Source organism: Holtiella tumoricola, assembly GCF_027857615.1.
GTDB lineage: Bacteria > Bacillota > Clostridia > Lachnospirales > Cellulosilyticaceae > Holtiella > Holtiella tumoricola.
In genome coordinates this window covers 1-10,822 of record NZ_JAQIFT010000063.1, presented here as the reverse complement: position 1 = coordinate 10,822, position 10,822 = coordinate 1, and the positions used below count along the sequence as shown (strand labels likewise).

Below are 10,822 nucleotides of genomic sequence, written 5' to 3'. Positions count from 1 at the left end.
TGATTGCAGTATTTGTTTTTGAGAGTATAAGAAAAGCCATCTAAACTTATTAAAAGTTTAGATGGCTTTTGTAGATTATAGAGTTATTTAATACCATGCTTTATACATTCTGTATATAGCATAATATGAGAAGGAGAAGGAAGAGATAATGAGCAAAAAAGAAAAAGCAGTAAGTTATCATATAGAAGGCTATAATTGTAGCCAAGCAGTCTTTGGAGCTTTTTGTGAGGAACAAGGATTAGAAAAGGATATCGCCATGAAAATTGCCTCAGGATTTGGTGGTGGTATGAGATGTGGAGAAGTTTGTGGAGCTGTAACAGGTGCTCTCATGGTCCTAGGATTAGAAAATGGACAAGCTATAGGGAGTGATCAAGAAACTAAAAAGAAAATGAATACTATCGCAGCAGAATTTCAAAAACATTTTAAAGAAAAACATGGAACAAATATTTGTAAAGAACTATTGGGATATGAAATTCATACTAAGGAAGGTATGATACAAGTACAACAGAAAGGATTATCACGTTCTCTATGCGACCGCTTGATTGAAGATGCAGTAGAAATTTTAGAAGTAATGTTAGAATGTTATTAGTTAATAAAATATCTCAAAATTATAGAAGTCTATAAGGTTATTAGCATGCAATAAAAGAAAATAAATGGGTTATTTTAATAAATACGTTGACATAAGTAAGTGAGTAGATTATAATAATAAAGATCAGTAAGGCCCATTGGTCAAGCGGTTAAGACACCGCCCTTTCACGGCGGTAACAGGGGTTCGATTCCCCTATGGGTCATATATGGGTCACTAGCTCAGTTGGTAGAGCACTTGACTTTTAATCAAGTGGTCCGGAGTTCGAGCCTCCGGTGGCTCATAAGTTTAAAGGTGGTTGTATTATTACAACCACCTTTTTTGTATGTTTAAAAGTTTTTATAAAATTAGAATGCAAATATTTCTTAATATTTTAACTAAAGTGTTGATTTAGCTAATAATTTTTTGATATAATAAAATATATAAAGTAAATTTAAGTAAAAGGGAAGAAATCTATGAAGAAAAATATAACAATGAGTGATATCGCAGAGCGATTAAATATAAGTACAGTAACAGTATCTAAAGCATTATCTAATAAAGACGGAGTGAGTGAGAGTCTACGTGAAGAAATTAAAAAGGTTGCAGACGAAATGGGCTATCGTTGTAATATTGCTGCTAAAGGTATGAAAGAAGGCTGTACCTATAATATTGGAGTGATTACAGCAGAGCGTTATATGATGTCTGGGAACTCTTTTTATTGGATGATGTATCAAAAGATTATTCAAAACTTAAGCTTATATAATTATTATGCAATCTTAGAGATTATCTCTAAGGAAACAGAATTAGAAAATGAGCTACCTAATATGGTGCAAGATAGAAGGATTGATGCACTTATTGTACTTGGTCAAGTTAGAGAAAATTATATTGATCTTATTTCAGAGCAAAACATTCCTATTATCTTTTTAGATTTCTATGATAGACATTTTGATATGGATGCAGTAATTGGAGATAATATGTATGGCGCCTATATTATTACCAATTACTTAGTAAGTAAAGGGCATAAGGAAATAGGATATATAGGGAATATTTATGCAACAAGTAGTATTTTAGATCGTTATTTAGGTTATTCTAAAACATTGATTGAGCATAGAATTCCTATTAGACAAGAATGGACTATTAGTGACAGGGATAGTGATGGTGTATTTTGTGAATTTGATTTGCCAGATAAATTACCAACAGCTTTTGTATGTAACTGTGACGAAGTGGCGTATCATTTTATACAGTATCTTAATAAGAAAGGTATCCGTGTACCAGAGGATGTTTCAGTTGTAGGATTTGATGATTATCTTTATGCAACAATTTCTAGTCCACAGATAACAACTATTCAAGTAGATGTTGAGAATATGGCAAAAGAAGCAGTAGAAGGAATTTTTAAGAAAATCGAAGATTCTAACTATAAATTAGGTAGAAAAGTAATTACAGGTAAGATTATATTAAGAGAATCTGTACGTTCATTATGTTAATAAAAAGGAGTAGATTATTCATATGGAATAATCTACTCCTTTTTATTATATATATGTCAGATAATATAAAATATATATGATATAGTTAACGTTAACTTAAGTATCTGTGACCTTTAATTACGTGCATCGCCAAGGAAGATTACACCAATAGCTCCTGGACCAACATGTGTTCCAATAACTGTCCCGATTGGATTGATGATAATATCTTTAATAGTTGTTTGCTCTAAAAGCATTTTTTTAATAAGTTGAGCATTTTCTTCTGCATCAGCATGACAAATATAAATAGTTTGGGTAGATAAATCAATACCCTTTTCTAGAACTTGATTAACGAGATACTTCATTGCATTTTTATTTCCTTTTAGTTTAGTACCAGGAAGTACATGGCCTTCGTTATCTAATTTAATACTTGGTTTAATGCCGAGTAGGCCACCAATAGCAGCAGTTGTGCCAGAAATACGACCACCACGCTTTAGGAAGTTAAGGTCATCTACTGTAATGGCATGGATTACGTTTGTACAATTTGTCTCTATCCAGTTTACGATTTCATCTTTTGAGTAACCTGCTTCCATCATCTCATTTGCTTTTGCTACAAGCAACCCTTCTCCAAGAGAAGCGCTTTTGGAGTCAATGACAGAGATATCTGCATCAGGGTATTTTTCTAAAAGGTTAAGGCGGGCTACTGTTGCACTATTCACAGTTCCGCTTAAAACAGATGCTAAACCAATGTAGATAATGGCATAACCATCTTTAATAGCTTCTTCAAATAGTTCTTCAAAAGTATGGATGTTAACTTGAGAAGTACTTGTCATTTCGCCTTGACGGAGTAGTTCATAAAATTGTTTGTGTGGTAGTGTTTGGCCAAAGTCATCTTTAATGAATTCACCCTTTATATTTACTTCTAAGCTTGCATAACCAATGTGATTGTTTTGAATATATGATAATGGTAAATCAGACGCGGAGTCTGTAAAAAGTTTGATTTTCATAATATAAATCCTCCCGGATGATTTTGTTTATTTGTATAAAAGGAGTATATATCAAAATGGTTTGAAAGTCAAATGATTTGATATTAAAACTATTTGAGTGTAAAAATTATCTATGATAAATATCATAGATAATAGATGCCATTTGTTCTGGAGATTGAGTTGTATCATTTAATGACCAAGAGACAAAAACATTAAAGATAGAACCTGCAAACGCTAAGAGTGTATAATATCTTGTTATGTCGTCAGATTCTTTATACCACTTATGAATAATGTAATCACTTAAACTGGTTAAAAAGATATTTCCATGACCGTTTTTGAACAGTGCCTGTATAAGTGTTTTATGCTTTTCAAAATATAAGAAACAGTGATTGAGATTGTGAAGGTCGTAGAAGTTACCTTTTTCAGGTAAGTTATTAAATTCTTCATGATAATTGTAGAGCAGATCATCAAGAAAGGAAGAAAAAATATCTTCTTTATTAATATAGTTACGGTAATAGGTCATTCTAGATACGCCAGCTTTTTTTGTAATTTCAGAGACTGTTATCGCTGAAAGAGGCTTGACTTCTAATAATTGTAAGAGGGCGATGACCATACATTCTTTAGCAAGTAGATTGGCTTGATTTTTATTTTTTTTCTCCATGAACAAAACTCCTTTATATGTAACAGTTATGATTAAGGATATTGATTTAAAAAATCTAGAGTGATACAATATGTCACACATATTATATTTTAAAAGTGTGCTGATGTGCAATCTTTAAATATAATTAATCCTATAAAAGGAGGTGAAAAACGTGACAAAAAGAGAAAAAATAGCTCAAATAATTCGTGGAATTACTGTACCACCTATACTTGTAACAGCACTTATAATCATATTAGCTTTTAATAGAAAAGATATTTTTCAAAGTTCTATTGAAGTCGTTCTTTCTGTTCTATTTTTAGGCTTTATTCCTATACTTGCCTATCCACTTCAACCTTTATTACCTCATTTTAAAAATAAAGGAAGAGAGGGGCAAAGAAACTTAGCATTTATATTAAATATTATTGGTTATGTAATGATAGTGATTATAGGCTATTTTATGAATGTAAGCATGAATTTGCAGATGATTTATCTTACATATTTTTTCTCAGTTATTGTACTCACATTATTTAACAAAGTGATTCAGGTGCGTGCAAGTGGACATGCATGCGCTGTTGCAGGACCATTTTTGCTATTAATTTATTTTCAAGGACTAAAAGTAGTTATCCCATGTGTAATTATTGCCGTTGCAGTAGCATGGTCGTCATTAGAACTAAAAAGGCATACAAGGCAAGAACTTATTATAGGCACAATGAGTTGTTGTATTGCTTTTACATGTGCATTGGGTATTTCGCTGTTATGAGTGACAAGAAATGGGCATAATTAAAGATAGTTGCAAAGAGAGGAGATTTACACTATATGAAAACGGCTATTATAGCAGATAGTAATAGTGGAATATCAGCGGCAGAAGCAAAAACGTTAGGCGTTTATATTCTTCCGATGCCAGTTATTATTGATCATAAAACTTATTTTGAAGGACAAGATTTAACACAGGAATTCTTTTATGAAAGCCTACTTTCAGGAAAAGAAATTTCTACATCTCAGCCAGCACCGGGAGATGTTATGGCGTTATGGGAGGAAGTATTGGCAAAAGGCTATGACGAAATCGTTTATATTCCAATGTCTAGTGGACTAAGTAACTCTTGTCAAACGGCATTAGCATTAGCAATAGAGTATGAGGAACGTGTACAAGTTGTAGATAACCATAGAATATCAGAACCGCAAAGGCAGTCTGTATTAGATGCCTTAGAACTTGCTAAAAAAGGTCTAAGTGCTAAAGAAATTAAACAAAATTTAGAAGAAAATGCATATGAGTCAAGTATCTATATTGCAGTTGATACAATGGAATTCTTAAAAAAAGGAGGACGTGTTACTGCAGCCGCAGCTACGATAGGTACAATTCTAAATATTAAGCCTGTACTAACCATACAAGGAGATAAGCTAGATGCTTATGCAAAAGTAAGAGGAATGAAAAAAAGTAAGCATAAAATGATCGAAGCTATAAAAGAAGATATACGTACACGATTTGCCGATGCAGAACCTTCTGAGCTAGCAATTGGTATTGCAGGAAGTGCACTGGACACTGCAATCATTAAGGAATGGGAAGAGGAGATATTTAAAGCTTTTCCTGGTATGGCAAGTGGTTATGTACCTTTAACAGTAAGCATTGGTTGCCATATTGGTCCTAATGCACTAGGCATCTCAGTTTCAAGAAAATAGAAAGATAAAGGAGATAAGGATGAGAGAGAATTTTCAATTTAGGGATAGCGATGGTGTAGCATTAAATGTATATAAATGGAGCCCAGTAGATGAAGCCATAGGCATAGTACAAATCTCACATGGCATGACTGAAACTGTTTTAAGATATGATGAATTTGCTCATTTCTTAAATGAAAGAGGATTTATTGTTTATGGACATGACCATAGGGGACATGGTTTAACTGCAAAGACAAATGAACATTTAGGTTATATTGCAGATAATGAAGGATTTGAATGGCTCGTTGAAGATTTATTTCAACTTATGAAATATATAAAAAATGAAAATAAAAATTTACCTATTTTCTTATTTGGGCATAGTATGGGTTCATTTGTTAGTCAAAGATTTATGGAATTACACGGTAAGGAAGTTGATGGTCTCATCTTATCAGGAAGTAATGGTGAACCGCCTAAGCTTACATCACTAGGTATCTTTTTGAGCGGATTAGAAGTTAAGCTTTTTGGCAGAAAACATACAAGTAAGATGATGGATAAATTATCTTTTGGAGACTTTAATAAAAATTTCAAGCCAAATAGAACACCATTTGATTGGTTATGTAGTGTAGAGCAGGAGGTCGATAAGTATATAGCTGATGATAGATGTGGATTTGTTTGTTCAGCCTCCTTTTATTATGACCTATTAAGAGGATTAAAGACTATCCATGTTAAAGAAAATTTTGATGCTATTCCAAAGGATGTGCCTATTTATATTATGGCAGGAGATAAAGATCCCGTTGGAAATGCCGGTAAAGGCATTATCAACTTATATGATAAGCTGAAGCAAACAGGTATAAAAGATGTTCAATATAAACTTTATCCTAATAAACGACATGAAATTCTTAATGAAGATAACAAACAAGAAGTCATGAATGATGTTGCAACATGGCTAATGAATAAACTGTAATTAAATTTATCAAGCTAACATAGAATCACCGTTCGCTTTAATAAGGACGTAGCTTTATGTTAGCTTTTTTGTTCTAAAAATAAATAATTAATTGGTATAGAACTATAAATAGAAGGTAACACTCTAGTAAAAATTAAGGAGTGTATCTAATGGAAGCTGAAAAGTATTATAAATATGAAATTCGTTTTAATAGGAATACTTGTACGACAGAAGAACTTGAAGCAGATGGTTATACGATATTGGGATTTAAAGATGAATGGATCATTTGTACAGTTTTATAAAGGGTAATAGGTATTAAAGCATACTAAATGGTATTAAAAACCAGTTTCTTAAATAAGTATAAGGACAGTTGAACTTGTACATAATACTATTGTAAAACCAAACAGAATGTAGGAGGGAACAAAGATGTCAAATCAGAGTAACCAAAGCATTCAAAGTTCTGAGGCTTACGAAGGAAATTTATCTGGAGATGAGCCAATTAACACGTAAGTCGCATAGGGCTTATATGCTGTATGCGACGATAAAAAGGTTTTATATTTATAGAGACCTACTTAAAAGCATAATATTATGCTTTTAAGTAGGTCTTTTCCTTTATACATAAATGTTGAAAAGGGAAGTTTTATTCAATAATGGGTATATTTGTAATTTAAATGGGAAAAAGTAAAGATGTTAAAGAATAATGAACGGCATATAGGAGGTGTCAGGTTGAATCTTTTAGAAAAAGTAAGAGAAGCTGGCGTAGTAGGAGCTGGTGGAGCAGGTTTCCCAACTCATGTTAAACTAAATGCACAGGCAGAGTACATCCTTCTAAATGGTGCAGAATGTGAACCCTTGTTACGCGTAGATCAACAATTAATGGCTATTTATCCAGATGAGATTATTAAGGGCTTTGAAGCTGCTGGTAGACTAGTTGGTGCACAAAAGGCTATTATGGGTGTGAAAGGTAAACATAAAGAAGTTATTAAAATCTTGAGAGAACGTATAAATGCTTTACAGTTACAAGATTTTGTAAGTGTGCACGAGTTAGAAGATGTTTACCCTGCAGGGGATGAACAAGTTTTAGTTTATGAAATAACAAGAAGAGTCGTACCAGAGGCAGGTATTCCTCTTAATGTAGGATGTGTTGTAGTCAATTCAGAAACTGCACTCAATATTTATAAAGCTTCTCAAGGACAAGCAGTTACTGAAACATATATTACTATAGCAGGAGATGTTCCACAGGCATTAACTTGTAAAGTACCAGTAGGAACACCCATTATTGATGTTTTAAAAACAAGCGGAATTGAAAATTTTGATGGATATACCATTATTGATGGTGGTCCTATGATGGGTCCTTTATTAGAAAATATAAATGGAGTCGTTACTAAAAAAGATAAGGGTTATATTATTTTAGATAAAGATCATGCTTTAGTAGTAAAAAAAGGTGCAACTTTTAATCAAGCTGAAAGAGGAAATAAAGCATCTTGTGAACAATGTAGAATGTGCACAGATTTGTGTCCACGTTATTTGTTAGGGCATAACTTGCAACCTCATAAAGTAATTCGAGGATTGAATTATGCTATACCTGAGCTTGCAAAAGGTGGCAATCCTCAGTTATGTTGTCAATGTAATTTGTGTCAATTATTTTCTTGTCCAGCAGGTATCTATCCAAAGACAGCTAATATGATTGCAAGGAAAACACTTGAAGAAGAAGGATATAGATATAAACCTACAGAAACAGAATTTAATGCACGTAATAGTCGTGAATATCGCTTAGTACCGAGCAAACGTCTTGTAGCTAGATTAGGTTTAAGTAGCTATGATAAACCGGCTCCAATGACTGATATTCTTTTTAAACCTGATATCGTACGTATTGCAACAAGACAGCATGTAGGGGCACCAGCAATTCCTATTGTTCAAGTTGGAGATAAGGTAAAAGAAGGTCAACTTATTGGGAACATTCCAGAAAATAGTTTGGGTGCAACAATACATTCAAGTATAAATGGAACAGTAACAGAAGTTAGCGATACATTTATTGTGATAAGGAGGGACTAAAATGCCAAATGCTATAGGCGTTGTTGAATTTATAAGTGTTTCACGTGGTATATATGTAACGGATCAGATGCTTAAGACCTCAGAGGTAGAAGTGGTAAGTGCGACATCCATCTGCCCTGGAAAATACATGTCTATCATCCATGGTGATGTAGCAGCAGTTGAAGACGCTGTGCGAGTGGGTATCAAATTAGCAGGAGAATTTGGAGTAGATTCGACTTTTATTCCTAATGTGGATCCAAACGTATTTCCAGCTATTACAGGCGCTACTATGCCAGATCATATAAGTGCTCTTGGTATTATGGAGACTTTTTCTGTATCCACAATGATTATTGTAGCAGATGCAGTTTTAAAATCAGCAGATTTACAACCAATAGACCTTCGTCTTGGAAATGCGCTAGGTGGAAAAGCGTATTTTACTTTTACTGGAGATGTAGGAGCTGTTAAAGCAGGGATGGAGGCAGGAATTGAAATTGCAAAAGAAAAAGGCTTTTTAGTCAATGCAGAATTTATTGCTTCACCTGATAAGGGACTAGTAGCAACGCTATTATAATGTAAATAAAGGAAGATTAAAGAAGACCTACTGATACACTCTATTGATGAGTATTGAAGTAGGTCTTTTTATTATAGGAAGAATAAAATATGAATGCAGTATGTAGTTATTATAGAAAAATGATAGAATAATCAATGATTTAATAATATGCAAGTAATTATTTAGTAAATGGTATAAGATAGTGTTATAATAAGATAAAAAAATTAAGGGGGATAGGCAATGTATCAAGCGAATGAGACAAGATATGAAAAGATGGAATATAGAAGATGTGGTAATAGTGGACTTAGGCTTCCTATGATTTCCTTAGGATTATGGCATAACTTTGGAGATGTGGATCGCTATGAAAATAGTAAAGCTATGATTCGTAAAGCTTTTGATTTAGGTATTACACACTTTGACTTAGCCAATAACTATGGTCCACCAGCAGGTTCAGCAGAAACAAACTTTGGAAGGATCTTAAAAGAAGATTTTACTACCTATAGAAAAGAAATGATTATTTCAACCAAAGCAGGTTATTATATGTGGCCAGGACCATATGGTGATTGGGGTTCTAAAAAGTATCTTATTTCAAGCCTTGATGAAAGCCTTATGCGTATGGGACTAGACTATGTAGATATTTTCTACCATCATAGACCGGATCCTAATACACCATTAGAAGAAACGATGAATGCTCTGGATCAAATTGTCAGACAAGGCAAGGCACTTTATGTGGGCATCTCTAATTACAAGCCAGAAGAAGCAAGAAAGGCAATACATATCTTAAAAGCATTAGGCACACCTTGTGTTATCCATCAGCCAAGTTATTCTATGATGAATAGATGGGTAGAAGATGGATTATTAGATGTCTTAAATGAAGAAAAAGTGGGTGGTATTGCCTTTTCACCATTAGCTGGAGGCAGACTAACAGATCGTTATTTAAGTGGTATCCCATCAGATTCTCGTGCAGCAAGAGTGGATAGTCCATTTTTAGGTACATCGGATATTACACAAACACTACTCGAAAAGCTGCATGCATTGAATGAGATTGCACAAGCACGAGGGCAAAAGTTATCGCAGATGGCATTAGCTTGGGTACTTCGACAAGAAACAATTACCTCTGTTTTGATAGGAGCAAGTCGTGTGTCGCAAATTGAGGAATGTGTAGGGGCATTAGATCATTTAAACTTTACAGATGAAGAACTTAAGCGTATTGATAGCATTATAGAATAATAAAATAATAAAATAAATAAAAAGGTTATAGGTGTATAAATTAACTGAATTTATAGATATATAGCTACACATTTGATATAATATAAGATATAGACTCATAGAGGGGAGTGATGAAATGAGAGAGCGTCAAGAAATAATAGAGAATGTTAAATACTGGCTGATTATGAATTTGATTATTTGTCTCGTCTATGGGTGGTTTTTTATCGTAAATTCAGTACCCTTAAAACCTGGTCAGCACATTAACTTAGCATTAAAGATATTTATAGAGACAGGTCCATTTTTAGTAGCTAGTGGCATAGCTATTGCTTATACAAAATGGGTGAAAGATGCTCATAGCAAGTCACCTTCTATACCTTTTTTAATTGTTGCGCAAAGTATTATTTGGTTTTTACTTATTATTTGTTAACTATAGAAGATATAGTTTTTAAATGAACCTAATAGTTATAAAAGAACATATACAAAATGAATAAAGAGGTGAAGGGTATGAAAAAGTTATTGAGCTATGGAGACGCCTTTATTAAGCAATCTAATTGGAAAGATCTCGCACTGATTAAATTTTGTCTGTGTGCAATAGGTATATTATGGGGGCTAGCACTTCCAAAGAAGGCGCGTAAGCCTGCAGCGATGAGTGCAATGTTTGTTTTTATAGCAACATATATTCCATTAATGCTTAAATTTTTTAGCATTGTTAAACAAGAACAATTGGATAATCAATCTACTAGTGACGTGATTGAAAATATTTAATAAGAAGGCTTGGAATA

The 10,822-nt window shown here is 33.2% G+C and carries 13 protein-coding genes and 2 tRNA genes; 13 read left to right on the top strand and 2 right to left on the bottom strand.

What is annotated here, in order from left to right; genetic code table 11:
- The first annotated feature begins 148 nt into the window (after positions 1-148).
- The 4 genes from PBV87_RS18725 to PBV87_RS18710 all read left to right on the top strand — a co-directional run bounded on the left by PBV87_RS18725 (position 149) and on the right by PBV87_RS18710 (position 2,049).
- Entirely contained in the window at positions 149-589 is a 441-nt protein-coding gene (locus PBV87_RS18725) for a C-GCAxxG-C-C family protein (protein WP_053985094.1), read from the top strand.
- A 130-nt stretch (positions 590-719) separates the two neighbouring features.
- A tRNA-Glu gene (locus PBV87_RS18720) sits at positions 720-791 on the top strand.
- A 5-nt stretch (positions 792-796) separates the two neighbouring features.
- Positions 797-869, top strand: a tRNA-Lys gene (locus PBV87_RS18715).
- 172 nt (positions 870-1,041) lie between these two features.
- Positions 1,042-2,049 (top strand): substrate-binding domain-containing protein, encoded by a 1,008-nt coding sequence (locus PBV87_RS18710; protein WP_271013332.1) that lies wholly within the window; start codon positions 1,042-1,044, stop codon positions 2,047-2,049.
- Between the two features lie 113 nt (positions 2,050-2,162).
- On the opposite strand, the gene PBV87_RS18705 is transcribed toward PBV87_RS18710, so the two are convergent.
- Positions 2,163-3,032 carry a DegV family protein gene (locus PBV87_RS18705; RefSeq protein ID WP_271013331.1) on the bottom strand — a complete coding sequence of 290 codons (870 nt, stop codon included), beginning with the start codon at positions 3,030-3,032 and terminating at the stop codon, positions 2,163-2,165.
- A 106-nt stretch (positions 3,033-3,138) separates the two neighbouring features.
- Positions 3,139-3,672 carry a TetR/AcrR family transcriptional regulator gene (locus PBV87_RS18700; RefSeq protein WP_271013330.1) on the bottom strand — a complete coding sequence of 178 codons (534 nt, stop codon included), beginning with the start codon at positions 3,670-3,672 and terminating at the stop codon, positions 3,139-3,141.
- A gap of 151 nt (positions 3,673-3,823) precedes the next feature.
- Here PBV87_RS18700 and PBV87_RS18695 point away from each other — a divergent pair, with 151 nt between their 5' ends.
- The 9 genes from PBV87_RS18695 (at position 3,824) to PBV87_RS18655 (ending at position 10,805) form a co-directional block, all read left to right on the top strand.
- Complete coding sequence (locus tag PBV87_RS18695) at positions 3,824-4,411, top strand: hypothetical protein (protein ID WP_271013329.1); 588 nt, start codon at positions 3,824-3,826, stop codon at positions 4,409-4,411.
- Between the two features lie 56 nt (positions 4,412-4,467).
- Positions 4,468-5,328, top strand: coding sequence for a DegV family protein (locus PBV87_RS18690; RefSeq protein WP_271013328.1), 861 nt, complete (start codon positions 4,468-4,470; stop codon positions 5,326-5,328).
- A 19-nt stretch (positions 5,329-5,347) separates the two neighbouring features.
- Complete coding sequence (locus PBV87_RS18685) at positions 5,348-6,268, top strand: alpha/beta hydrolase (protein WP_271013327.1); 921 nt, start codon at positions 5,348-5,350, stop codon at positions 6,266-6,268.
- A 149-nt stretch (positions 6,269-6,417) separates the two neighbouring features.
- On the top strand, positions 6,418-6,549 hold the full coding sequence (locus PBV87_RS18680; RefSeq protein ID WP_271013326.1) for a hypothetical protein: 132 nt from the start codon (positions 6,418-6,420) through the stop codon (positions 6,547-6,549).
- Between the two features lie 424 nt (positions 6,550-6,973).
- A complete protein-coding gene (locus PBV87_RS18675) occupies positions 6,974-8,302 on the top strand; it encodes a 4Fe-4S dicluster domain-containing protein (RefSeq protein WP_271013325.1) in 1,329 nt (442 codons plus the stop codon).
- Position 8,303: 1 nt separating this feature from the next.
- On the top strand, positions 8,304-8,852 hold the full coding sequence (locus tag PBV87_RS18670; RefSeq protein WP_053985086.1) for a BMC domain-containing protein: 549 nt from the start codon (positions 8,304-8,306) through the stop codon (positions 8,850-8,852).
- A 219-nt stretch (positions 8,853-9,071) separates the two neighbouring features.
- Positions 9,072-10,061 carry an L-glyceraldehyde 3-phosphate reductase gene (mgrA, locus tag PBV87_RS18665; RefSeq protein WP_271013324.1) on the top strand — a complete coding sequence of 330 codons (990 nt, stop codon included), beginning with the start codon at positions 9,072-9,074 and terminating at the stop codon, positions 10,059-10,061.
- Positions 10,062-10,176: 115 nt separating this feature from the next.
- Positions 10,177-10,467: a hypothetical protein gene (locus PBV87_RS18660; RefSeq protein ID WP_271013323.1), complete on the top strand. Its 291-nt coding sequence runs from the start codon at positions 10,177-10,179 to the stop codon at positions 10,465-10,467.
- Positions 10,468-10,544: 77 nt separating this feature from the next.
- Positions 10,545-10,805: a hypothetical protein gene (locus PBV87_RS18655; RefSeq protein WP_271013322.1), complete on the top strand. Its 261-nt coding sequence runs from the start codon at positions 10,545-10,547 to the stop codon at positions 10,803-10,805.
- Positions 10,806-10,822: the final 17 nt, after the last annotated feature.

Excerpts from the sequence above, each read along its gene's own strand:
- PBV87_RS18725 (WP_053985094.1), top strand. The coding sequence starts at position 149 with ATGAGCAAAAAAGAAAAAGCAGTAAGTTATCATATAGAAGGCTATAAT.
- PBV87_RS18710 (WP_271013332.1), top strand. The coding sequence starts at position 1,042 with ATGAAGAAAAATATAACAATGAGTGATATCGCAGAGCGATTAAATATA.
- PBV87_RS18705 (WP_271013331.1), bottom strand. The coding sequence starts at position 3,032 with ATGAAAATCAAACTTTTTACAGACTCCGCGTCTGATTTACCATTATCA.
- PBV87_RS18700 (WP_271013330.1), bottom strand. The coding sequence starts at position 3,672 with ATGGAGAAAAAAAATAAAAATCAAGCCAATCTACTTGCTAAAGAATGT.
- PBV87_RS18690 (WP_271013328.1), top strand. The coding sequence starts at position 4,468 with ATGAAAACGGCTATTATAGCAGATAGTAATAGTGGAATATCAGCGGCA.
- PBV87_RS18685 (WP_271013327.1), top strand. The coding sequence starts at position 5,348 with ATGAGAGAGAATTTTCAATTTAGGGATAGCGATGGTGTAGCATTAAAT.
- PBV87_RS18680 (WP_271013326.1), top strand. The coding sequence starts at position 6,418 with ATGGAAGCTGAAAAGTATTATAAATATGAAATTCGTTTTAATAGGAAT.
- PBV87_RS18670 (WP_053985086.1), top strand. The coding sequence starts at position 8,304 with ATGCCAAATGCTATAGGCGTTGTTGAATTTATAAGTGTTTCACGTGGT.
- mgrA (WP_271013324.1), top strand. The coding sequence starts at position 9,072 with ATGTATCAAGCGAATGAGACAAGATATGAAAAGATGGAATATAGAAGA.
- PBV87_RS18660 (WP_271013323.1), top strand. The coding sequence starts at position 10,177 with ATGAGAGAGCGTCAAGAAATAATAGAGAATGTTAAATACTGGCTGATT.
- PBV87_RS18655 (WP_271013322.1), top strand. The coding sequence starts at position 10,545 with ATGAAAAAGTTATTGAGCTATGGAGACGCCTTTATTAAGCAATCTAAT.